Annotated in this window: 18 protein-coding genes; 9 read left to right on the forward strand and 9 right to left on the reverse strand. The window is 62.4% G+C overall.

The genetic code is table 11. The features are described from left to right. The first annotated feature begins 192 nt into the window (after nucleotides 1-192). The 5 genes from accB (at nucleotide 193) to E5678_RS20610 (ending at nucleotide 5,685) form a co-directional block, all read left to right on the forward strand. Nucleotides 193-654, forward strand: coding sequence for an acetyl-CoA carboxylase biotin carboxyl carrier protein (gene accB, locus E5678_RS20590; protein WP_136180257.1), 462 nt, complete (start codon nucleotides 193-195; stop codon nucleotides 652-654). 12 nt (nucleotides 655-666) lie between these two features. After that, nucleotides 667-2,016: an acetyl-CoA carboxylase biotin carboxylase subunit gene (gene accC, locus E5678_RS20595; protein WP_136180258.1), complete on the forward strand. Its 1,350-nt coding sequence runs from the start codon at nucleotides 667-669 to the stop codon at nucleotides 2,014-2,016. Between the two features lie 31 nt (nucleotides 2,017-2,047). Beyond that, on the forward strand, nucleotides 2,048-2,932 hold the full coding sequence (prmA, locus tag E5678_RS20600; RefSeq protein WP_136180899.1) for a 50S ribosomal protein L11 methyltransferase: 885 nt from the start codon (nucleotides 2,048-2,050) through the stop codon (nucleotides 2,930-2,932). 443 nt (nucleotides 2,933-3,375) lie between these two features. Further along, entirely contained in the window at nucleotides 3,376-4,725 is a 1,350-nt protein-coding gene (locus tag E5678_RS20605; protein WP_247596851.1) for a DUF3426 domain-containing protein, read from the forward strand. A 72-nt stretch (nucleotides 4,726-4,797) separates the two neighbouring features. After that, nucleotides 4,798-5,685 (forward strand): carbohydrate kinase family protein, encoded by an 888-nt coding sequence (locus tag E5678_RS20610; RefSeq protein WP_136180260.1) that lies wholly within the window; start codon nucleotides 4,798-4,800, stop codon nucleotides 5,683-5,685. 112 nt (nucleotides 5,686-5,797) lie between these two features. Here the strand turns inward: E5678_RS20610 and E5678_RS20615 are convergent, their stop codons facing one another. The 8 genes from E5678_RS20615 to ccsA all read right to left on the reverse strand — a co-directional run bounded on the left by E5678_RS20615 (nucleotide 5,798) and on the right by ccsA (nucleotide 16,174). Then, entirely contained in the window at nucleotides 5,798-6,343 is a 546-nt protein-coding gene (locus E5678_RS20615) for a histone H1-like DNA-binding protein (RefSeq protein WP_136180261.1), read from the reverse strand. 213 nt (nucleotides 6,344-6,556) lie between these two features. Continuing rightward, nucleotides 6,557-7,720: a ribonucleotide-diphosphate reductase subunit beta gene (locus E5678_RS20620; RefSeq protein ID WP_136180262.1), complete on the reverse strand. Its 1,164-nt coding sequence runs from the start codon at nucleotides 7,718-7,720 to the stop codon at nucleotides 6,557-6,559. Between the two features lie 142 nt (nucleotides 7,721-7,862). Further along, complete coding sequence (locus E5678_RS20625; RefSeq protein WP_136180263.1) at nucleotides 7,863-10,769, reverse strand: ribonucleoside-diphosphate reductase subunit alpha; 2,907 nt, start codon at nucleotides 10,767-10,769, stop codon at nucleotides 7,863-7,865. A gap of 424 nt (nucleotides 10,770-11,193) precedes the next feature. Next, nucleotides 11,194-11,814, reverse strand: a complete 621-nt coding sequence (ampD, locus tag E5678_RS20630; protein ID WP_136180264.1) for a 1,6-anhydro-N-acetylmuramyl-L-alanine amidase AmpD — start codon at nucleotides 11,812-11,814, stop codon at nucleotides 11,194-11,196. Beyond that, nucleotides 11,798-13,279, reverse strand: coding sequence for a sigma-54 dependent transcriptional regulator (locus tag E5678_RS20635; RefSeq protein ID WP_136180265.1), 1,482 nt, complete (start codon nucleotides 13,277-13,279; stop codon nucleotides 11,798-11,800). Before E5678_RS20635 ends, ampD begins: the two co-directional genes overlap by 17 nt. A gap of 12 nt (nucleotides 13,280-13,291) precedes the next feature. Then, entirely contained in the window at nucleotides 13,292-15,088 is a 1,797-nt protein-coding gene (locus tag E5678_RS20640; protein WP_136180266.1) for an ATP-binding protein, read from the reverse strand. 29 nt (nucleotides 15,089-15,117) lie between these two features. After that, the gene (locus tag E5678_RS20645; protein ID WP_136180267.1) at nucleotides 15,118-15,357 is read right to left on the reverse strand and encodes a PP0621 family protein; all 240 of its coding nucleotides are present in this window, start codon (nucleotides 15,355-15,357) and stop codon (nucleotides 15,118-15,120) included. Between the two features lie 16 nt (nucleotides 15,358-15,373). Further along, a complete protein-coding gene (ccsA, locus tag E5678_RS20650) occupies nucleotides 15,374-16,174 on the reverse strand; it encodes a cytochrome c biogenesis protein CcsA (RefSeq protein ID WP_136180268.1) in 801 nt (266 codons plus the stop codon). A gap of 190 nt (nucleotides 16,175-16,364) precedes the next feature. Here ccsA and ffh point away from each other — a divergent pair, with 190 nt between their 5' ends. Next, entirely contained in the window at nucleotides 16,365-17,735 is a 1,371-nt protein-coding gene (gene ffh, locus E5678_RS20655) for a signal recognition particle protein (RefSeq protein ID WP_136180269.1), read from the forward strand. Nucleotides 17,736-18,040: 305 nt separating this feature from the next. Further along, on the forward strand, nucleotides 18,041-18,667 hold the full coding sequence (locus tag E5678_RS20660; protein ID WP_136180270.1) for a hypothetical protein: 627 nt from the start codon (nucleotides 18,041-18,043) through the stop codon (nucleotides 18,665-18,667). Nucleotides 18,668-18,683: 16 nt separating this feature from the next. Here the strand turns inward: E5678_RS20660 and E5678_RS20665 are convergent, their stop codons facing one another. After that, the gene (locus tag E5678_RS20665) at nucleotides 18,684-19,445 is read right to left on the reverse strand and encodes an IclR family transcriptional regulator (RefSeq protein ID WP_136180271.1); all 762 of its coding nucleotides are present in this window, start codon (nucleotides 19,443-19,445) and stop codon (nucleotides 18,684-18,686) included. A 94-nt stretch (nucleotides 19,446-19,539) separates the two neighbouring features. Here E5678_RS20665 and E5678_RS20670 point away from each other — a divergent pair, with 94 nt between their 5' ends. Continuing rightward, the gene (locus E5678_RS20670) at nucleotides 19,540-20,388 is read left to right on the forward strand and encodes an SDR family oxidoreductase (protein ID WP_136180272.1); all 849 of its coding nucleotides are present in this window, start codon (nucleotides 19,540-19,542) and stop codon (nucleotides 20,386-20,388) included. Further along, entirely contained in the window at nucleotides 20,385-21,701 is a 1,317-nt protein-coding gene (locus E5678_RS20675) for an NAD(P)-binding domain-containing protein (RefSeq protein WP_136180273.1), read from the forward strand. Before E5678_RS20670 ends, E5678_RS20675 begins: the two co-directional genes overlap by 4 nt. Nucleotides 21,702-21,704 lie beyond the last annotated feature (3 nt).

Genomic DNA, 21,704 nt, shown 5'->3' on the forward strand with positions numbered 1-21,704 from the left:
CCGGTAAAGTGACGCAAAAGAATAAGAAAGCGACAATGGGGCCGGTTGGCAGGTTTCGACCAACGGCGTTTTGAGCGGGCCTTGGCTGCTGTAACTTCGTGTACACTGCGCAGCCCGCTGATTGAAAAATCCAGAAGATACAAGAAATTGTAGACTTTTGGGTTGATTTAGCCGAAGTTCGTTGGAGAAATCATGGATTTAAGAAAACTGAAAACGTTGATCGACTTGGTGTCCGAGTCCAACGTGTCCGAGCTCGAGATCACCGAGGCTGAAGGCAAGGTTCGCATCGTCAAAAGCCCTCCCATGGGCATGGCCCAGCCCGTCACCTACAGCATGGCGCCGGCGCCAGCCGCCGTGGGTGCACCAGCAGCAGCGGCGGATGCGGTGCCCGCGGTGGACGCGCCCGCTGCCGTGCCCGAAGGGCACACCGTCAAGTCGCCCATGGTCGGTACCTTCTACCGTGCGGCCAGTCCGGGTGCCAAGGCGTTTGTCGAGGTGGGAGACACCATCAAGGAAGGCGAAACGATTTGCATCGTGGAAGCCATGAAGATCCTCAACGAGATCGAGGCCGACAAGAGCGGTACCGTGACCCGCATTCTTGTCGACAACGGTCAAGCGGTGGAATACGGCCAGCCGATGTACGTCATCGCATAAGCGGGTTAGCCCATGTTCAAGAAAATCCTGATCGCCAACCGCGGTGAAATCGCCCTTCGAATCCAGCGGGCTTGCCGCGAGATGGGCATCAAGGCGGTGATGGTGTACTCCGAAGCCGATCGCGATGCGAAATACATCCGTTTGGCCGATGAAGCGGTGTGTATCGGACCGGCGCAGTCGGGCCTGAGCTACCTCAACATGCCGGCCATCATCTCGGCGGCAGAAGTGACCGATGCCGAGGCCATTCACCCCGGCTACGGCTTCTTGAGCGAGAACGCCGACTTTGCCGAACGGGTCGAGAAGAGCGGTTTCACCTTCATTGGTCCGTCGCCTGAGTCGATCCGCACCATGGGCGACAAGGTGGCGGCCAAGCAGGCCATGATCCGCGCTGGCGTGCCATGCGTGCCAGGCTCGGAGGGGGCGTTGCCCGCCGATGCGGCGGCGATCAAGAAAATCGCCAAATCGGTGGGTTATCCGGTGATCATCAAGGCAGCGGGCGGCGGCGGCGGGCGCGGCATGCGTGTGGTGCACACCGAAGCGGCCTTGCTGCACGCGGTGCAGACCACCAAAGCGGAAGCCGGTGCTGCATTTGGCAATTCCGAGGTCTATATGGAGAAGTTTCTCCAGAACCCCCGCCACATCGAAATTCAGATCCTGGCCGATACCCACCGCAATGCGGTGTACCTGGGTGAGCGCGACTGCTCCATGCAGCGGCGCCACCAGAAGGTGGTTGAAGAGGCCCCTGCGCCGGGTATTCCCCGTCGCGCCATCGAGAAAATTGGTGAGCGCTGTGCCGCTGCCTGCAAGAAGATGAGTTACCGCGGCGCGGGCACGTTTGAGTTCTTGTATGAAAACGGTGAGTTTTATTTCATTGAGATGAACACCCGCGTGCAGGTGGAGCATCCGGTCACGGAATGGATCACTGGCGTGGACATCGTGCGCACCCAGATCGCCGTGGCAGCGGGTGAGAAGCTGCCATTCACCCAGCGCCAGATCCAGCTGCGTGGTCATGCCATCGAATGCCGCATCAATGCAGAAGACGCGTACAAATTCACGCCTTCTCCTGGTCGGATTACCACTTGGCACATGCCCGGCGGCCCAGGTGTGCGTGTGGACTCCCACGCCTATGCGAACTACTTTGTGCCGCCGAACTACGATTCGATGATCGGCAAGCTCATTGTGTACGGCGATACACGCGAGCAAGCTTTGGCCCGCATGCGCACAGCGCTGGCCGAAACCGCTATTGAAGGCATCAAGACCAACATCCCGCTGCACCGCGAGATCATGGTGGACGCCAACTTTGTGGCGGGTGGCACCAACATCCATTATCTGGAAGAGTGGTTGTCCCAACATGAACGCTGAAGCCTCGGGCCCCGCCGTCGCGGGTGGCACGCTGTACGAACTCGTCCTCATGGCTCCCGAAGCGTCGGTGGAGCTCGTTGGCGATGCGCTGGTGGCGCTGGACGCGTTGAGCGTGTCGGTGGAAGATGCCGACGCAATGACCCCTGCTGAGCAGGCCCTGTTTGGCGAGCCTGGTATGCCACCGCCCCGCGAGGGATGGCAGCGTTCCCGCGTCGTCGCGTTGTTCCCCCAGGAAGCGCTGGCGCGCGAGGCGGCCGCTTTGCTGCAGCCGCAGGATTTCTTCGAAGGTTGTCAGGTGCTGGGTGTGCAGGCTGTGGTTGAGCAAGACTGGGTGCGATTGACCCAGTCGCAGTTTGATCCGGTCGAAATCACACCCACCTTTTGGATCGTGCCCACCTGGCACGAGCCGCCTGAGCAGGCCGAGCAGATCATTCGACTCGACCCCGGACTGGCCTTTGGTACCGGCACCCATCCCACCACCAGCATGTGCCTGCGGTGGACCGCTCAACACGGCGCCCGCGGTCAGCGGGTGCTGGACTACGGCTGTGGATCCGGCATTCTGGCGATTGGCGCGTCCAAGTTTGGGGCCATCGAGATCGATGCGGTGGACATCGATCCGGCTGCGGTCGAGTCCACGCAGTTGAATGCCTTGGCCAACCACGCCACGCTCAAAGCGGGCTTGCCCGACGCGGCCCACGGTGAGTACGATCTGGTGCTGGCCAATATTCTGGCCTCACCGCTCAAGGTCCTCGCCCCGTTGCTGTGCCAGCACGTTCGCCAGGGCGGTCATCTGGTGCTGGCGGGCATTTTGTCCCGACAGGCGGACGAACTGCGTGAGGCTTACGCGCCGTGGCTGCAGTTGACGGTCAGCGACGAAAACGACGGCTGGATCTTGATGACCGCACAGCGGGCGTGAGACCAGCGCGCGTCCGATTGGCCGGCACTTGAGCGACCCCTTTCGCCTGCAATAATCGGCGCATGAGTTTCACCACCCGTTGTCCAGCTTGCGGCACGATCTTCAGGGTCGTTCCCGATCAGCTGAAAATTTCAGACGGGTGGGTGCGTTGCGGGCACTGTGCGGATGTTTTTGATGCCAGCCTGCATCTTGAGGCCTGGAAACCACCAACGCCAGTGGTGCCCCCCGAGCGTGCCGATCCCCCCGTTACCGTTGTCGAATCCGATGAAGCCCCTGTCAATGCAGCTTCGGTAGCCTCCAGGCCGCAGCCGCAGCCGCAACAGGAACCGGAGCAGCAGCCCCTGGTTGAAGCAACGCCAGCAGATCGAGACCCTGCGCCTCCGGCTGGGCAAGAAACGCAGCCCTCGGCTTTTTTGGCCAATGGATTTGTGCCGCCCACGCCCATGGCTGGGGACTCCGGCCAGGGTCAACAGCCCTTCAACCAAGATTCGACGTTTCAGTCGCCCACACCCGCCCCCCAGTCTTGGCCTGCTCAGTCCTCCAACTGGGCGCCGAATGCGGTGGATCCGGTGGCACCATCCGACGCCAACGGCGGCTTTCAGCAGCCGTCCCAGGCGCCGGGCCCCGTTGCCGCTCCTGTCAATGCAGCGCCGAACATGGACGCACAGGCAGCGGGCCTTGTGCCCTCGTGGGTGGCTTCCGCACCAGACCCGATGCAGCAGGAACCGACCGTGGCAGAAGAGGTCGCTGGCGACTGGCGGCATCCCACGGGACAACCGTTCTCCGAAACGGAGTCGATGCCTCTGGCGTCTGCGGATCAGGCTGCACCGCCGTTTGACGGTGAACTGCGCGCAGACGGCACCGAGGGGTCTCCTTTTCCGGCCGAGACCGACGCTTCTGCCGGGTTGGAAGCTTTGCTTCCAACACCGCCTCCTGAACCAGCACCAGCACCAGCACCAGAGCCAACACCAGCACCAGCACCAGCACCAGCACCAGCATCCGTGCCCGTGCCCGTGCCTGTGCCTGTGCCGGCGCCGGCGCCGGCGCCAGGCGCGGGCATGGAAGACGTCGTGGGTTTGTCCCTCCCGTCACCTGAGTCGGATGCGGTTGACTCCGATTATTTTGAAGAGTTGGAGCGATTTGCCTCGGCCACTTCGGGTGCCGCCCGCGCCATCGCTTCGGAGGCCGAAGAAGAGGATGAGCAAGCTGCCCGTGTGCCAGATCCGGAACCACCCGTCACTGAAGAGGCCGCGGAGGCGTCCTTGCCGTCGGTTGAGCCGGGTTTTGTACGCCAGGCCCGCCGTCAGGCGTTTTGGCGCAGCCCCGCAATCCGTGTGCTCTTGCTGGGGGTGGCATTGCTGCTGGGCACGCTGTTGGCAGCCCAGTGGGCTGTGCAGGAACGCGACCGCTTGGCGGCGCGGTACCCGGGGAGTGTGCCGGTGTTGATCTGGTTGTGCGAGCCCATGCGGTGTGAGCTGGGAGCCCCGCAGCGCATCGAGTCGGTGGTGATCGACAGCTCCAACCTCGTTCGCCGAATCGGAAATTTTTATTCCTTTGACTTCGTGGTCAAGAACAGTGAGCCCATCGCCTTGGCCATGCCGGCGCTGGAGCTCAGTTTGACCGATGGCGCGGACGCAGTCATTGCGCGTCGCGTGTTCCTTCAGGAGGAGCTGCCGGGTATGCCAAAGGTGGTGCCGGCTTCAGGTTCGATCAGCATCAGTTTGCGCCTGTCTCTTGCTGAGAGTGGGATCGGGGCCATGACAGGCTACCGAGCCCTGGTGTTTTATCCGTAACGCCGTGTTCACCCCGTTCGCACTTGAAAATACAGTGTGGACGGGCCCCGTCACCAACCCTTATTGCATTCCATGTCCATTCTGATCTGCGGCTCTCTGGCCTTCGACACCATCATGACCTTCGAGGGTCGCTTTGCTGAGCAGATTCTGCCCAGCCAGTTGCACATCCTCAATGTCTCCTTTCTGGTGCCAGCCCTGCGCCGGGAGTACGGCGGATGCGCGGGCAATATCGCCTATGGTTTGCGTCAGCTTGGGGAAGAGGCCGTTCCACTCGCGGCCTTGGGCAACGACGGACAAGATTGCCTGCAGCGCCTTCGCGCGCTCGGTGTCGATACCCGTTTTGTGGGCGAGGTGTCTGACCACTACACGGCCCAGGCCATGATCATGACCGACCGGGACAACAACCAGATCACCGCCTTCCACCCAGGCGCCATGTCGCTGGCCCACAACTATCCGGTTCCGGTGCAGGAAGCGATCCGCATCGCCATCATTTCTCCGGACGGGCGCGATGCGATGCTTTCCCACGCGGAGCAACTGGACCAGGCAGGCATCCCGTTTGTGTTCGATCCAGGACAGGGCCTGCCCATGTTCAACGGAGAAGAGTTGAGCCGGTTCATTTCGCTGGCCACCTGGGTCACGGTGAATGACTACGAGGGACGCATGCTGTGCGAACGCACGGGGCTCTCACTCGAGGCCATTGCCGGGCAGGTGAAGGGTTTGGTGGTGACTTTGGCCGAACAGGGTTGTGACGTGTGGGAAGAGGGGCAACGCAGCTTGGTGCCTGGTGTCAAAGCCAGCGAAGTGGTGGACCCCACAGGCTGTGGCGACGCGTTCCGCGCAGCTTTGCTCCATGGGCTGGCCCAGGGCTGGTCCTTGGTTCGGTGTGCCGAACTTGGCAACCGCATGGGCGCCACCAAAATCGCCAGCCGGGGCGGCCAGAACTACAGCTTCACGGTCTGAACTGAACTGGGCCGGTCAAAAACGGCCTCGACTTCTCACAACCCACGCGCCTGCGCGCATGAAAAAAGCCCGACGCTTTCACGTCGGGCTTGGCGTCATCGGAACGACAACTTCAGGGCTTGCTTGACGTGGGAAACGGCCAGGCAGCCTGTGGGTTCAGCTTGGTCTTAGCTGCGGGTGCCGCTGAGGCTGCCGGCTTCTTGGCCGGCTCAGCTTTTTTTGCTGGGGCAGCCTTTTTAGCGACGGCTTTTTTGGCCGGAGCGGCCTTCTTGGCCGGAGCAGCTTTCTTGGCTGGAGCGGCTTTCTTGGCCGGAGCGGCTTTCTTGGCCGGAGCGGCCTTCTTGGCCGGAGCGGCTTTCTTGGCCGGAGCAGCTTTCTTGGCCGGAGCAGCTTTCTTGGCCGGAGCAGCTTTCTTCACCACGACAGCCTTTTTCACCACAGCTTTTTTCGCTGGTGCGGCTTTCTTGGCCACAGCCTTTTTCACAGCGACGGCTTTTTTCACCACAGCTTTTTTCGCTGGTGCTACTTTCTTAACGACGGCTTTCTTTACCGCCACGGCCTTCTTCACGACCGCCTTCTTCACCACAGCCGCTTTTTTCACGACCGTTTTTTTCACCGCAGCGGCCTTTTTGGCCGGGGCTTTTTTCGCAGTTGCCATTGTGTTCTCCTTGATCAAGTTGCAAAGAGCACTTCACCCAGCCTTGTGCCGGTGAAGTGATTCAATGCCCTGGATTCGCGTGGATGCATCCACCTGCGAACCCAAAGCTCTGAATCTTGTGACAAAACCCTGTCCCATAACGCCAAGGCGCAGGCAACAGGGTTTTGATAATTTGAAAAACATGTGATGGATGTGCGGCCCCGGTCGATGGGTTCAGTCCCAGGACAGTGCGCCGCCCGATTGGTACTCGATCACACGGGTCTCAAAGAAGTTGCGTTCCTTCTTGAGGTCGATCATTTCGCTCATCCAGGGGAAGGGATTTTCCTCGTTCGGGTAGAGCGGTTCCAGGCCGATTTGCGCGGCGCGCCGATTGGCAATGTAGCGCAGATAGCCTTTGAACATGGACGCGTTCATGCCCAGCACGCCCCGTGGCATCGTGTCTTCGGCATAGCGGTATTCCAGCTCGACCGCTTTCTGGAACAAGATCTTGATCTCGGCCTTGAATTCGGGCGTCCACAGCAATGGATTCTCCATCTTGATCGCGTTGATCAGGTCGATGCCGAAATTGCAGTGCATGGACTCGTCGCGCAGGATGTACTGGTACTGCTCGGCAGCACCCGTCATTTTGTTCTGGCGGCCCAGCGCAAGGATTTGGGTGAAGCCGACGTAGAAGAACAGCCCTTCCATCAAACAGGCAAACACAATCAGGCTCTTGAGCAGGGTCTGGTCGGTTTCGTGGGTGCCGGTGTGGAAGTGCGGATCGCTGATGGCCTCGATGAAGGGAATCAGGAACTGATCTTTGTCGCGGATGGACTGGACTTCGTTGTAGGCATTGAAGATCTCGGATTCGTCCAGACCCAGCGACTCGACGATGTACTGGTAGGCGTGGGTGTGGATCGCTTCTTCAAACGCCTGGCGCAACAGGAACTGGCGGCATTCGGGTGCGGTGATGTGGCGGTAGGTGCCGAGGACGATGTTGTTGGCGGCCAGCGAGTCGGCGGTGACGAAGAAACCGAGGTTGCGCTTGACGATGCGGCGTTCGTCTTCGGTCAGGCCGTTGGGGTCTTTCCAGAGCGCGATGTCGCGGCTCATGTTCACTTCCTGCGGCATCCAGTGGTTGGCGCAGGTAGCGAGGTATTTTTCCCAGGCCCACTTGTACTTGAACGGCACCAGCTGGTTGACGTCGGTCTGACCATTGATGATGCGCTTGTCGGCCGCGTTGATGCGGCGCGCTGTTGACGTCGAAGCTGTTGATGCAGCGGCAGCGGCTTCAGAGTGGGAGGGGGACGGTGTTGCTTGCGCACCCTTGAACTGGGGTGGCAGGGGAGTCGCAGCGGTCTTCGAGGCGGGCGTGATTTGATCGTCCCAGGTCAGCATAGAGTTGTCCAATTCATTGAATTATCGAAGTGTCGGAAAGAAATGCCAAGGACACACGCGTGTGGTGGTGAATTTGTGTTGCGGTGTTGCATCGAATCGGTGATGTTCAACACTTCAAGTCACACGCGGTGTCGTTGCGGCATCACTGACAAGCTTCGCAACCAGGGTCGTCGATAGCGCAAAACTTGATGTCGGTCGCAGGTTCCGACGAGAAGGATTCTTGTTGCGTTGGGGGGGCACTTGCGGTGGCTTCAGGCGTGTGCGCGGACACGGCATTGAGCTGCCCGGTGCGGCCTGTGGACTTCTCTGCTTGCGTGGCAGATGTTGTGCGCAGGTAGTAGGTGGTTTTTAAGCCGCGCAGCCAAGCAAGCTTGTAGGTGTCGTCGAGTTTTTTGCCCGATGCACCGGCCATGTAGATGTTCAGGCTTTGTGCCTGGTCGATCCACTTCTGGCGACGCGCTGCGGCTTCTACCAGCCACAATGGCTCGACTTCAAACGCCGTGGCGTACAAGGCCTTGACGTCTTGTGGCACGCGGTCGATCTGGCGCAGTGAGCCATCGAAGTGTTTGAGGTCCATGACCATCACGTCGTCCCACAGGCCCAGGCGCTTGAGGTCTTTGACCAGGTAACCGTTGATGACGGTGAACTCGCCGGAGAGGTTGGACTTTACCGAGAGGTTGCCGAAGCAGGGCTCGATGGAGGCGTCAACGCCGATGATGTTGGAGATGGTGGCGGTCGGGGCGATGGCCACGCAGTTGGAGTTGCGCATGCCGTCGGTGGCGATCTTCTGGCGCAAAGCGTCCCAGTCGAGCGTGGTCGAACGATCGACATCGACATAACCGCCGCGCTCATGGGCCAGCATGTCCAGTGTGTCCAGCGGCAAGATGCCCTGGTCCCACAACGAGCCTTTGTAGCTGGCGTAGCGCCCGCGCTCTCGGGACAGTTCGGTGGAGGCCCAATAGGCGTAGTAGCAGACCGCCTCCATGGACGTGTCGGCGAAAGCCACCGCTTCGTTGGACGCGTAGGGAATGCGCATCTCGTACAAGGCGTCCTGGAAGCCCATGATGCCCATGCCCACGGGGCGGTGGCGCATGTTGGAATCCCGCGCCTTCTTGACCGCGTAGAAGTTGATGTCGATCACGTTGTCGAGCATGCGCATCGCGGTCTTGATGGTGCGCTGCAGTTTTTCGTGGTCGATCTGGCCGTCTTTCAGGTGTTGCTTGAGGTTGATCGAGCCCAGGTTGCACACCGCGGTTTCCGTGTCACTGGTGTTGAGTGTGATCTCGGTGCAGAGGTTGGAGCTGTGCACCACCCCGGCGTGTTGCTGCGGTGAGCGAATGTTGCAAGGGTCCTTGAAGGTGATCCAGGGATGGCCGGTTTCGAACAGCATGGAGAGCATCTTGCGCCACATGTCGGTGGCAGGCACCTGGCGAAAGGGCTTGATCTCGCCTCGCACGCCCTTTTCTTCATAGGCCACGTAGGCCTTTTCGAAGTCAGCGCCAAAGAGGTCGTGCAGATCTGGCACATCGTTGGGGGAGAACAGGCTCCAGTTGCCTTTTTCCATCACGCGTTTCATGAACAGGTCGGGGATCCAGTTCGCCGTGTTCATGTCGTGGGTGCGGCGGCGATCATCGCCGGTGTTCTTGCGCAACTCCAGGAATTCTTCGATGTCGAGGTGCCAGGTTTCCAGGTAGGTGCAGACAGCGCCCTTGCGCTTGCCGCCCTGGTTCACCGCCACAGCGGTGTCGTTCACCACTTTGAGAAAAGGCACGACGCCTTGCGATTCACCGTTGGTACCCTTGATGTGGGCGCCCATGGCGCGCACGCGCGTCCAGTCGTTTCCCAGGCCGCCGGCGAACTTGGAGAGCAGGGCGTTTTCCTTGATGGACTCGTAGATGCCGTCGAGCTCGTCGGGCACCGTGGTCAGGTAGCAGCTGGAGAGCTGCGATCGCAGGCCGCCGCTGTTGAACAGCGTGGGCGTGCTCGACATGAAGTCGAACGAAGACAGGATTTCGTAGAACTCGATGGCGCGGGCTTCACGGTCGATCTCATTGAGCGACAGGCCCATGGCCACGCGCATGAAAAAGGCCTGTGGCAGCTCGATGCGGGTTTTGCGCACATGCAGGAAATAGCGGTCGTACAGGGTTTGAAGGCCAAGGTAGTCGAACTGCAGGTCGCGCTCAGGCTTGAGGGCGGCGCCCAGGCGGGCCAGATCGAACTGCTGCAGTTTTTCATCGAGCAGGTCGTTTTTGATGCCCTTCTTGATGAACAACGGGAAGTATTCGGCGTAACGTGCGCCCATTTCGCTGGAGGGCACTTCTTCGCCAATGACTTCCTTGACGATGGTGTGCAGCAGCAGGCGGGCGGTGGCGTAGGTGTAGTCGGGATCGCGCTCGATGAGGGTGCGTGCGGCGAGGATGGAGGCCTTGTAGACCTCCTCGATGGGCACGCCGTCGTACAGGTTGCGCATGGTCTCGGCCACAATAGGCTCGGCCTTGACGTCCTGACCCAGACCTTTGCAGGCATCTTCGATCAGGCCGTGCAGACGGGCCAAGTCGAGTGGAATGCGCTGGCCGTTGTCGAGCACGTGAATCGCAGCGGACGACACGGGTTGTGCTGCCTCCACCTGGTGGGCCCGCTCCTGGCTGCGGCGCTCGCGGTACAGCACATAGGCGCGGGCAACTTCGTGGTTGCCGCTGCGCATGAGGCCCAGCTCAACATGGTCCTGTACGTCTTCAATGTGGAAGGTGCCACCACCGGGGCGCGAGCGCATGAGGGCGCGCACCACGGTCTGGGTCAGATCGTCCACACTCTCGCGCACGCTGGCCGATGCTGCGCCCTGGGTGCCATGCACGGCGAGGAACGCTTTCATCATCGCCACCGCGATCTTGCTGGGCTCAAAGGCCACCACGGCCCCATTGCGACGGATGATCTGGTACTGGGTGAAGGCCGCAGAAGCGGTGCTCCCGCGCTGGCCCGTGGCAGCAGACGCGGAATGGGCGGTGGCGGTGGTGGCTGCTGGCGTGGTGGAAGGGGTGGCGGTCTGCATGGTCCTCTTTCTGTCGTTTATTGGGATGGGCGGCGGATGCGTGCCCCGGCTACTCGCGGATTCGCTGGCTGTGTCCGGACCTGGAACAGACGTGTCGAACCGCCGCCTGAGGGCGGGGCAGAAGTTCCAGGGGGGCGAAGGATTCGCGCAGCACACACTATATCTGGTGTGTCGAGATGCTTCAACCCACTACCGGTAGTGTTTACAAAATTTTTTTGATCCAGGCGTGCATGGATTCAATTCTGTGGTGCTGAGGCGGGAGGCGCGTTGACAACTGTTGGTCAAGGGCTGTGCGGACGAGTCCTTGCGCGGTCTTCCCCCTGTTCTTGGGGGTCAGATAAACGGCGGTTTCCAGTCGAGTTTTGCGGTGAATGCCCCGCCGCTTCTGGCGATCGGATGGTTCGGCCCGGTTACCCCCTGGCGGTCAGGTCGTGCTTGGCCGCGGTCCGGGTACAGGAGGGAAGCTGGCGGGATTCCAGCCCAGGTCCCCTTGAAAACGCACCCAATCGAAACCAGGGCCGGGGTCTCGTTTGCGCCCCGGAGCAATGTGCTCATGGCCGGCAATGTGTTGTACGGGATAGCGCGCTTGCAACGCACGGCAGAGCTCACCGAGTCGCTGGTACTGGGCCTCTTCGAAGTCACCCCCCTCCAGGCCCTCGAGTTCGATGCCAATCGAATCGTCGTTGCAGTTGCAGCGCCCCCGCCATTCGGACGCGCCTGCGTGCCAGGCCCGTGCATCGGCATCGACGAACTGCACCAGTTCGCCGTCGCGGCGCAGGAAGAAGTGGGCCGACACTTCCATGCCGCGGATCGAATCGAAGTAGGGGTGGGCGTCCCAGTCCAGCTGGTTGGTGAACAGTTGCTCGACCTGTGGGCCTCCGTAGACACCCGGTGGGAGGCTGATGGAGTGCACCACGAGCAGGTCGATGCAGGCGCCGATCGGTCGCGGACCCCAGTTGGGCGAGGGGCTGTGCCGCGCCATGCGCAGCCAACCGCCGTCCCACAGCGGCGCAACGTGCGTCAAGGCATCAGAATGGATCGCCATCGGGGGTGGGCGCTTCGATGCCCAGGCGCTGGATGCGGTAGCGCATCTGGCGCAGGTTCAGGCCCAGTCTGGCCGCCGCAGCGGTTCGGTTGAAGTCGGTTTCCTTCAGGGCCTTGAGCAGCACCTGGCGCTCCTGGTCATCGAGGAAGGATTGAAGGTCTGACGGTATGTCAGGCGGGGCCTCTGTTGTTGCATCGGGTGCGTCGTCGCTCGTGGCCGGGCGATCGGGTGTTGCTTCAGGGGGCGGATCGGACGGATCAGCGAAGTCCGAAGGTTCGAGGTTGGGGCCTGTGCTCAGGGCCAGCGCTCGCTGGAGCAGGTTTTCGAGCTCGCGCACGTTGCCCGCCAACTCACAGTTTTGTAGCCAGTCCATGGCCTGCGGAGACAGGTGGGGGGCCGGGTGACCCGATTCGTTGCAAATGCGCTCCAGCAACACGCGTGCGAGCAACGGCAGGTCTTCCCGGCGCTCACGCAGGGGTGGGGTGCGCAAGCCGATGACGTTGAGGCGGTAGAACAGGTCTTGCCGGAAATCGCCCGACTTGACCAGCGCGGCCAGATCCCGATGGGTGGCGCTCACCAGACGCACGTCCACGTTTTCTTCCTGCACACCACCCAGTGGGCGAACCCGGCGTTCCTGGATGACGCGCAGGAGCTTGGCCTGCATGGCCAGCGGGAGGTCTCCGATTTCGTCGAGGAAGAGCGTGCCGCCCTTGGCCGCTTGAAAGTAGCCCTCCCGGTCCTGGGATGCGCCGGTGTAGGCACCCTTGCGGGCACCAAAGAACTCGGCCTCGATCAGGTTGTCGGGGATGGCGCCACAGTTGACCGCGACAAACGGGCCTGTTGAGCGGTGGCTGCAGTCGTGCACGGCACGGGCCACCAGTTCCTTGCCGGTCCCGGACTCGCCAAGGATCAGCACCGGCGCCATGCTGGAGGACACTTTTTCGATCCGGTGCCGTATCTGTTCCATCGCCGGTGAGGCGCCGACGATGCGGGCCAGTGCCTGAACGCCTGATGGTGGTGGCGCCGGGGCGAGCGGCACGCCCGGGGCCCGGGTGGGCTGGGTTGCTGTCAGCCCGCCTGAGACCTGGCGCTGGCTTTGCAGCGCGGCGGCCACGGCCCCCCGGAGTTGCTTGAGGTCAACCGGTTTGGTGAGGTAGTCGAAGGCGCCTGATTTGAGCGCCTCGACAGCATTTTCGGCCGAACCATAGGCGGTGATGACGATGCAGGTTTCGCGCCGTTGTTGGCCTGATATTTCGCGCAACAGCTCCAGCCCGAGGCCGTCCGGCAAACGCATGTCGGTGATGAGCACGTCAAAATTGCGTTGCGCCAGGCAGGCGCGGGCTTCTTGCAGATCGGCGGCGCAGGTCAGGTCGTGACCCTCGCGCAACAGGGTGAGCTCGTAGAGGGTGCGCAGATCGGGCTCGTCGTCGACGACCAGAATGGCAGCAATTTGATCAGAAGGCATGGATCTGGGTCCCTACAGGGTGGAGAGGGACGGCGGCCCCGCCAGGGTGTGGCCGGGCGGGCGGGTGAATCCGGGAACCGAGTCAACCGGGTACGACAGGCTTTGCTGGACGGGTTGGCGGGCGCCCGACGTGCTGGGTATCAAGAGATAGAACTCATTGCCTTCCATTTGATCCAGGCGGCTGCGCTGGTAGGCGATGTGGGTATCGTAGCGCTCGCACAACTCGCGGCAGATGTAGAGGCCCAGTCCGCTGGAGCGGCTTTCGGACGAAAAGAACGGCTCGAACAGGTGGCGCAGAACGCTGGGCTCCAGGGGCTGGCTGTCGCTCCAGACGGAAACCCTGACCCGGTCGGGCCCATTGGGCTGTGTGATCAGGCGCACGGAGGCACTGGATCCACTGGCATGGCGCAAGGCGTTGTCCAGCAGGTTGATGAGTACCCGGCGCAGGTGGTCGGGGTCAAAGGCCACGTGGGCATTCGGAGCGTGCAGGTGCACGCTGACCACACCCTTGGCGGGATTCTGGCGCAGCCATTCCTGTGCGGTCTGGCGCACGGACACGTCCAGCGGCAGGGCGGCAGTCAGCGGCGCGTGTTCGCTGGGGCGCACGCGGGCCACGTTCAGGATGTCGTCCACGATGCGCGACAGCCGTTGCGCGTTTTGATCGATCATGTGGGTCAGCCGCTTTTGTCCGGGATCGGAGACTTCTTCGTCGAGCAGGGCATTGGCCTGCGTGATCGCCGAGAGAGGGTTGCGGATCTCGTGGGCCACAGCGGCCGACATGCGGCCCATGGAGGCCAGCTTTTCGGTTCTCACACGGGCCTCGACTTCGCGCAGGTCTTCGAGAAACAGCACGCACAGCGAGGGGTGTGCGTCTTCGTGTGTCTGGGTGAGGCGCGTGCGGGCGAAAAAGCGGTGCGTGGTGAAGTTGTCGATGTTCACCTGAACTTCGGCCTCCATGGATTGGCCCCGAACAAAAGTCTCATTGACCAGATGCGCCAGGCCTTCCCAACCGTCTCGCGCCGACAGCAGCAGTTTGGCGGCCCGGGGCGTGGGCTCTCCCATCAGCATGGATTTGGCGGCTGGGTTGGCGTTGCGGACCACGCCATGGGGATCCACAATCAGCACACCCTCACTCAGGCTTTCGATCACCAGCTCATTGACTTCTGCCTGTGTGCGCGCTGCGGCCTGGCTGGCGCGTGAGAGGATTTCTTCGCGTGCCAGACGCGCTGCGAGCTGGCTGGCCAGCAGGGCGACCAGGAAAAACCCGGTGCCACTCAGACCCGCCTGCAGAAAGCTCGTGGTGGAGACGTCGCTCAGCAAGGTGGCACTGAAACTGGCGTCTGCCAGCAAAATCAACGTGACCGCCGCTGCGGTGGCCAGCGCGACCGTGAGTGAGCCGAGGATGGAGGCCAGCAAGACGGGCAGAAAAAACAGGGGTGTGTAGTTGAAACCGCTCTGCTGGAAGGTTTGCAAAACCGCAAAGGCGAGCAGGTCCACCCCGATCGTCAGCGACCAACGCCAGCGATCGACGGCGGAGCCACCGAACTGAGGCCACCAGAACCACACGGCCAATGTGAGGGAGAGGTGCAGCGATGCGGCACCCACCAGCCACGTGGGCCCACCCGACTGGTTGAACATCTGGAACAGTTGCAGACCCAGCAGGACCAGTGACACCAAAACCCGGGCGCGCAGAAAGGCGCGCCACAGGCGATCGAAGGCGTGGCGGCGCTGTGTCCGGCTGTGCACACCCGTGTCTTCCAGGCTGGAAAACCAGGAAGGCGCTTGGGTGGGGTGGGGGTCGGTGGCCATAGGGGCGGTGCGGCGTCAGGCCGGCCGTGTCAGGGCGCAGCCTGTTCGTCTTGCTGCCGGTGCTCGGTTGAGCAGTAGTGGCCGCGAGGACCTTTGACGGACTCTGTTTCAGGTAAATGGGTGCCGCAATGCAGGCAAGCCACCATGTTGACTGGCAGGGCGGTGGGCTCTGGCCGGGAAGGGCGCTGACGTTGGATGTCTTCGCGGCGGTTGTTGCGCCAGACCCAGAAGCCGATCAGAACAACGCTCAGAACCAGTAGGTATTTCATGAAAAGGACCAGGTCATCAGGCGCGGTGGAGAATTACTTCGAGCACGAAGCGCGAGCCGACATAGCCCAGCAGCAGCAAGCCCGCACTGAGGTAAAGCATGCGAACGGCGGTGCGCCCTCGCCAGCCCAGACGCCAGCGCCCCAGCAGCAAGACACCCAAGACCAGCCAGGACAACACCGAGAAGGCGGATTTGTGGTCCCAGACCCAGCGCTGGTTGATCACCTCGGAGAACCAGCCGCCCACCAGCAGGGTCGCACTGAGCAATACAAAGCCAGCCCCGACAAAGCGGAAGGTGAGGCGCTCCAGGGTGAGCAGGGGCATGGCGGTGTCCAGCGTTGTGCCCATGCGCATGGCCTTTTCTGCGCGCTGCATCAACCACGCGTGAACAACAGCTGCTGCGACCAGGCCGTAGGCGGCGATACCCAGGGCCCAATGCAGGGGCATCCAGTGCGACGGCAGGCTGGGGTGGTGGGTGCCGGGGAACACCAGTGCGATGAGGACCACAACCATGCCCATGATGGCCAGCGTCCAGCGGGCGCGCAACTGGGGATACAGGCGGCTTTCCACCAGATAGACCGTGAGCAGCAACCAGGCGGTGACCGACAGAGCGGGCGCGAATCCAAAGCGCACGGGGTGGGTCGTGAGGCTGACAAGCAGCACGAGCAGGTGCAGTATCCAGGCAGCAGAGAGCAGGCCGCGTGCCTGGATGGGCGTGACACGGTTGTGCAGGCCTGCCAGCGCCGCATACGCCAACGCAGCGCCGACTGACAAGGCGCTCGCAAGGGGATGGACAGAGAGGACGGACAACAGGGGCATTGTGCGCAAATGGGTGTGGGCGAAAAGGCGGCGCCCCCAGTTCGGAGCGCCGCAGCTAAAATCCTTCTTACAGTTTAACGGCCCAGCTCGCCCCGCGCTCCCCGCGCTGGCAGGGTACTGTGTTTCCCCTGTCGCGGGCACTCAGCCTGTGTCGCAGCCGCCACTCACCTCCATCCGAGCACCCTCCACCATGGCATCAGCCCTTTCCGACCGTTTGTCTCGCATCGTCAAGGAGATGCGTGGCCAGGCCCGCATCACCGAGAGCAATGTCACCGACATGCTGCGCGAGGTTCGCATGGCCTTGCTGGAGGCCGACGTGGCTTTGCCAGTGGTGCGCGATTTCATCGCGCGGGTCAAGGAAAAGGCGTTGGGCCAAGAGGTGGTGGGCTCGCTCACACCGGGCCAGGCCATGGTGGCCATCGTCAACCGCGAGCTGGCGGCGACCATGGGCAAGGGGGTGGCGGATCTCAACCTGGCTGCCCAGCCGCCTGCGGTGATCCTGATGGCGGGTCTGCAAGGTGCCGGTAAAACGACCACCACCGCCAAGCTGGCCAAACACCTGATCGAAAAGCGCAAGAAAAAGGTGCTCACCGTCTCGGGTGACGTGTACCGCCCAGCGGCCATCGAGCAGCTCAAAACCGTGACGGCGCAGGCCGGCGCTGAATGGTTTCCCAGTTCGGCGGACCAGAAGCCGGCCGACATCGCGCGTGCTGCCATCGATTACGCGCGCAAGCACTACTTTGATGTGTTGCTGGTGGACACGGCCGGTCGCCTGGCCATTGACGAAGTGTTGATGCGTGAGATTCAGGAACTGCACAAGATCCTGAATCCGGTGGAAACCCTGTTTGTGGTGGACGCCATGCAGGGCCAGGATGCGATGAACACGGCCAAGGCGTTTGGCGCCGCTCTGCCGCTGACCGGCATTGTCCTGACCAAGACCGATGGTGACTCGCGCGGCGGTGCGGCTTTGTCGGTGCGCCAGGTGACGGGTGCCCCCATCAAGTTTGCGGGTGTGTCCGAGAAGATCGATGGGTTGGAAGTGTTCGACGCCGAGCGCCACGCTGGCCGCATCCTGGGCATGGGCGATATCCTGGCCCTGGTCGAGCAGGTGACTGCGGGCGTGGACATGGCGGCAGCGCAGAAGTTGGCGGCCAAGGTCAAGAGTGGCTCAGGGTTTGACCTGAACGACTTTCTGGATCAGATCCGCCAGATGAAACAGATGGGTGGACTCTCGAGCTTGATGGACAAGCTGCCTGGCAACATGGGCGCCAAGGCCACCGAGGCTGATCTGACCCGCGCCGAGAAAGACATCAAGCGCAAGGAGGGCATCATTTGCAGCATGACCCTCAGGGAGCGCATGAAGCCTGAAATCATCAAGGCCACGCGCAAGCGGCGCATCGCGGCGGGCGCGGGCGTGCATGTCCAGGAAGTCAACCGCCTGCTCAAGGAGTTTGACCAGATGCAGGGCATGATGAAGAAGATGAAGGGTGGCGGCCTCATGAAGATGATGAAAAAAATGGGCGGCATGAAGGGCATGCCCAAACTGCCCGGCATGGGTTGATGCCGGTTGGCTTTCAAGGGGATCACTGCGTTGTTCGGCCTTGCTGTGCCTATGCACTGTCTGCGGCCTCTTGCCTTGTTCTCTCGGTGAATGCAAGTCGGTCTGAGACGGTGTGCTGCGTGAGGGCGGCCACAGTACCTCCGCTCACCCCCGCGAGGCTCGTTGCCCCCCTTCTGGACGGGGCGGAACCTGGTTGGTAGGGATGGGCAGGTGGACACGCCAACAGAAGCTCACCAGGGTCGTGGCGGGGGCCACTTGACCGAAGTCAACGCCTTGCCCCGGCAGGTCGGCCATACTGGTTGCCCATGTTGACCTCAATTGAAACTGTGCTGGCGTTGCTGTCGTTGGCGGCGGCGCTTTCTTTGCGCCCATGGCGCATGCTGCAAGGGCCGTTGCTCACGCCGGCGCTGGCCGCTGTTGTGGTGTTGCCCTGGCTGTGGCTGTTGCCGCAGCAGATGCCGCAAGGTTTGCAAATCCAGCTCTCGGGCGCCAGCTTGCTGGTGCTCATGCTCGGGTGGCCTTTGGCTGTGGCGGTCTTGGCTCTGGTGGGGCTGGCCGTGTGGGGTATCGGGCAACACGACGCCGCGATGGTGTTATCGCAATGGGTCTGGATCGGTTTGGCGCCGGCCACCATCACGCTCGGCATCGGGCAGTTGCTGCGCCGCTGGTTGCCTCCCCATCCTTTCGTCTACACCTTGGGCCGGGGTTTTTTGGGCACCGCGGTGGCGGTCTTTATCTCCGGCGTTTTGCTGGAGCTCCTTCACCGGTTGGTGGGCGGCGTGGTGCAGGAACAGGTGCTGGTGGCCCGTTGGCTGATGGCTTGGGGCGATGCGTTCCTGACCGGCATGGCCACGGCCATCTTCGTGGCCTTCGCCCCGCAGTGGTTGGCCACCTGGTCGGATACACGCTACCTCAAGCCGCCAGTCCCCTGAGGCGCAGGGGCTTGGGTCAGCCCAGGGTACGGGCCAGGGCCTTTGCAGCTTTTTGCAGGGCTGGCAGTTCGGCCTTGGCCTGCGCCAGACTCATGCGGGCGGCAGGTGCCTGCAATGCGAGGGCGCACCGCACCGCGCGCTGGCCGGGCGCAAACACGGGCACCGCCACACAAACCAGTCCCTCCACAAATTCTTCAGCATCCACCGCATGACCGTCGCGCCGGATGGCGTCGAGTTCGGCATCCAGTGCCGCGCGCTCGCCCAAGGTGTTGGCCGTGAAGCGCACGAGATCCAGACCCTGCAGCAAGGCTTCGCGCTGGCGGGTCGTCATCCAGGCCAGGAATAGCTTTCCGCTGGCCGAACAGTGCAGCGGCACCCGCGTGCCCGCGCGCAATTCCATGCGCAGGGGAAAGGCCGATTCAACACGGTCAAGGTACACCACTTCGGCGCCAGAGAGCGCGGTCAGGTTGCAGCTTTCGCCCACCTCGTTGACCAGTTGGCGCAAGACCGTGTGGCGCACGCCCTGCAATGTGCTGTTGCCCAGCGAAGCTTCGGCCAGGCGCAGCAGGCGCGGCGCCAGCGCGAAGTGACGCCCGTCGGGTTCACGTGCCAACCAACCTCCGCGTTCAAGCTGGATCAGCATGCGGTGCACGGTCGGCTTGGGCCAACCGGTGAGTTCGATGAGCTCGGGCAGGGCCTGCGGGCGTTCCTGGCGGGCAAGCAGCTCGAGCAACTCCATGAGTCGCAGGCCGGGACTTGAATCGGGTTCGGTGTTCATATCTCGAAAAATGAGACGAATCATTAAATTATTTCGAGACGAAGTGTAGGCCCGACTACAGTGAGTGCACAACAAAACGGAGACAGGCGGTTGCATGGCAAGCCTTTTTGACAATGTGGTTCTCACTGGCGCCTGCGGTGGCTTGGGTCAGGCGCTGGCGCGCGAGCTGGTCGACCGGGGTGCCCGCGTGGCGCTGGTCGGCATGCACGCGCCCACGCTGGAAGCTCTGGTCGCGCTGGCACCGCAACGGTGTCAGGCGTATACCCCCGACGTGTCGGACACGGCGGCGATGCAGGCCATGGCTGGGGATTGGATGGGTCGATTTGGGGCCCCCACTCTGGTCGTGGCCAACGCGGGCGTGGCCGGTGGCTTTGATACAGGCGAGGCGAGCGATCTGGCGGTGATGCGCCGCATGCTGGAGATCAACTTGCTGGGCGTGGCGACCACCTTCCATCCCTTTTTGTCGGCCATGCGCAAGCGTGGTGAGCCTGCTGCCCTCGTGGGCATTGCCAGTGTCGCGGGCTGGCGCGGCATGCCGGGCAATGGCGCCTATTGCGGCAGCAAAGCGGGCTTGATCGCCTACCTGCAGAGTCTGCGCGCCGAGCTGCGAACTTCGCCGCTGACCGTGCACACGGTGAGCCCGGGTTATTTGCGCACCGCGCTGACCGCAGGCAACCGGTTCGCCATGCCCGGCTTGATGGAGCCCGAGGCCGCTGCGCGCGCCCTGTTGCGTGCGGTGGCATCCGGGCACGAACACATCGTGTTGCCGCGCCGCGTGGGCTGGCTGTCTCGCGCCCTGTCTTGTTTGCCAGCTCGCTGGCATGACGCCTTGTTGCTGCGCCAGCCTCGCAAGCCCCGCGCCGGACAACCCGGCGCCACCCCGATCCCTGGGTTGTCCGCTGCGACGCCCGCCCAGCCAGCTTCCCCGACAGAGCGCCCATGAACGACGTCCCCACCCAAGAAAAAATCGCGCTCATCGGCGCAGGGCCTTCTGGCCTGGCCGGTGCGCGTTGTCTGCAAAAGCAGGGTGTGCTGTTCCAGGGCTTCGAGGCCCACAACGATCTGGGGGGCTTGTGGAACATCGGCAACCCGCGCTCCACTGTGTACCAGTCGGCGCACCTGATTTCCAGCAAGCGCATGACCCAGTTCACCGAGTTCCCCATGCGCGAATCGGTGGCCGATTACCCCAGTCATCGGGATTTGCTGGACTACTTCCAGGCGTTTTCCGAGCGTTTCGGCTTGCGCCAACACTACCGCTTCGGCGTGCGTGTGAAGTGCGTGGAGCCGGTGAGCGACACGCCCGATACGCTGTGGCGCGTCACCGTCGAAGATGCCGATGGCCAGCTTGAGACCGCTGAGTACAAGGGCGTGATCGCCGCCAATGGCACGCTGGCGGAACCCAACATGCCCCGCTTCAACGGCCAGTTTGATGGCGAGCTGCTGCACACCTCCGCCTACAAATCGCCCGAGCTGTTCAAGGGCAAGCGCGTATTGATCGTAGGTGCGGGCAATTCGGGGTGCGACATTGCCGTCGACGCGGTGCACCACGCCCGTTCGGTGGACATTTCCGTGCGGCGTGGCTACTACTTCGTGCCCAAATACGTGTTTGGCAAACCCGCTGACTCGCTGGGCGGCAAACGCCCGTTGCCACCCTGGCTCAAGCAGAGGGTGGACAGCACAATCCTCAAGTGGTTCACCGGCGACCCGGTGCGATTCGGGTTTCCGAAGCCGACGTACAAAATGTACGAATCACACCCGGTGGTGAACTCGCTCATCCTGTATCACATTGGCCATGGTGACGTAGGTGTGCGCGCTGACGTATCGCGCCTCGAAGGCCATACCGTGCATTTTAAGGACGGCAGCGCACGCGATTACGACCTGATCCTCGCGGCCACGGGCTATTTGTTGAACTACCCGTTTCTTGACAAAAAATGGCTCAACTGGGAGGGCATGGCGCCTTCGCTCTACCTCAATATTTTTGCGCCACGCTTTGATCGTCTGGCTGTTCTCGGCATGGTCGAGGCCAGTGGCTTGGGCTGGCAGGGTCGATATGAGCAGGCCGAGCTGGTGGCTCGGTACTTCAAGGGACTGGAAACGGCGCGTCCCGAGGCCTTGGCTCTCAAGGCGGCCAAAGCCGGACCGCCGCCCGATCTCTCGGGCGGCTACAAATACCTGAAGCTCGAACGCATGGCGTACTACGTGAACAAAGATGCCTACCGCCGCGCGATCCGCGAAGCCTCGGCGGCTTTGAACTGAAGG

The sequence above is a fragment of the Hydrogenophaga sp. PAMC20947 genome, from assembly GCF_004795855.1.
GTDB lineage: Bacteria > Pseudomonadota > Gammaproteobacteria > Burkholderiales > Burkholderiaceae_C > Hydrogenophaga.

What these genes read in the sequence shown, in the direction of transcription:
- E5678_RS20615 (WP_136180261.1), bottom strand. Translation starts at nt 6,343, where the DNA reads ATGGCAACTGCGAAAAAAGCCCCGGCCAAAAAGGCCGCTGCGGTGAAA.
- E5678_RS20645 (WP_136180267.1), bottom strand. Translation starts at nt 15,357, where the DNA reads ATGAAATACCTACTGGTTCTGAGCGTTGTTCTGATCGGCTTCTGGGTC.
- ffh (WP_136180269.1), top strand. Translation starts at nt 16,365, where the DNA reads ATGGCATCAGCCCTTTCCGACCGTTTGTCTCGCATCGTCAAGGAGATG.
- E5678_RS20625 (WP_136180263.1), bottom strand. Translation starts at nt 10,769, where the DNA reads ATGCAGACCGCCACCCCTTCCACCACGCCAGCAGCCACCACCGCCACC.
- E5678_RS20635 (WP_136180265.1), bottom strand. Translation starts at nt 13,279, where the DNA reads ATGCCTTCTGATCAAATTGCTGCCATTCTGGTCGTCGACGACGAGCCC.
- E5678_RS20610 (WP_136180260.1), top strand. Translation starts at nt 4,798, where the DNA reads ATGTCCATTCTGATCTGCGGCTCTCTGGCCTTCGACACCATCATGACC.
- accC (WP_136180258.1), top strand. Translation starts at nt 667, where the DNA reads ATGTTCAAGAAAATCCTGATCGCCAACCGCGGTGAAATCGCCCTTCGA.
- ccsA (WP_136180268.1), bottom strand. Translation starts at nt 16,174, where the DNA reads ATGCCCCTGTTGTCCGTCCTCTCTGTCCATCCCCTTGCGAGCGCCTTG.
- E5678_RS20670 (WP_136180272.1), top strand. Translation starts at nt 19,540, where the DNA reads ATGGCAAGCCTTTTTGACAATGTGGTTCTCACTGGCGCCTGCGGTGGC.
- accB (WP_136180257.1), top strand. Translation starts at nt 193, where the DNA reads ATGGATTTAAGAAAACTGAAAACGTTGATCGACTTGGTGTCCGAGTCC.
- ampD (WP_136180264.1), bottom strand. Translation starts at nt 11,814, where the DNA reads ATGGCGATCCATTCTGATGCCTTGACGCACGTTGCGCCGCTGTGGGAC.
- E5678_RS20605 (WP_247596851.1), top strand. Translation starts at nt 3,376, where the DNA reads ATGGCTGGGGACTCCGGCCAGGGTCAACAGCCCTTCAACCAAGATTCG.
- E5678_RS20665 (WP_136180271.1), bottom strand. Translation starts at nt 19,445, where the DNA reads ATGAACACCGAACCCGATTCAAGTCCCGGCCTGCGACTCATGGAGTTG.
- E5678_RS20640 (WP_136180266.1), bottom strand. Translation starts at nt 15,088, where the DNA reads ATGGCCACCGACCCCCACCCCACCCAAGCGCCTTCCTGGTTTTCCAGC.
- E5678_RS20620 (WP_136180262.1), bottom strand. Translation starts at nt 7,720, where the DNA reads ATGCTGACCTGGGACGATCAAATCACGCCCGCCTCGAAGACCGCTGCG.
- E5678_RS20675 (WP_136180273.1), top strand. Translation starts at nt 20,385, where the DNA reads ATGAACGACGTCCCCACCCAAGAAAAAATCGCGCTCATCGGCGCAGGG.
- E5678_RS20660 (WP_136180270.1), top strand. Translation starts at nt 18,041, where the DNA reads ATGTTGACCTCAATTGAAACTGTGCTGGCGTTGCTGTCGTTGGCGGCG.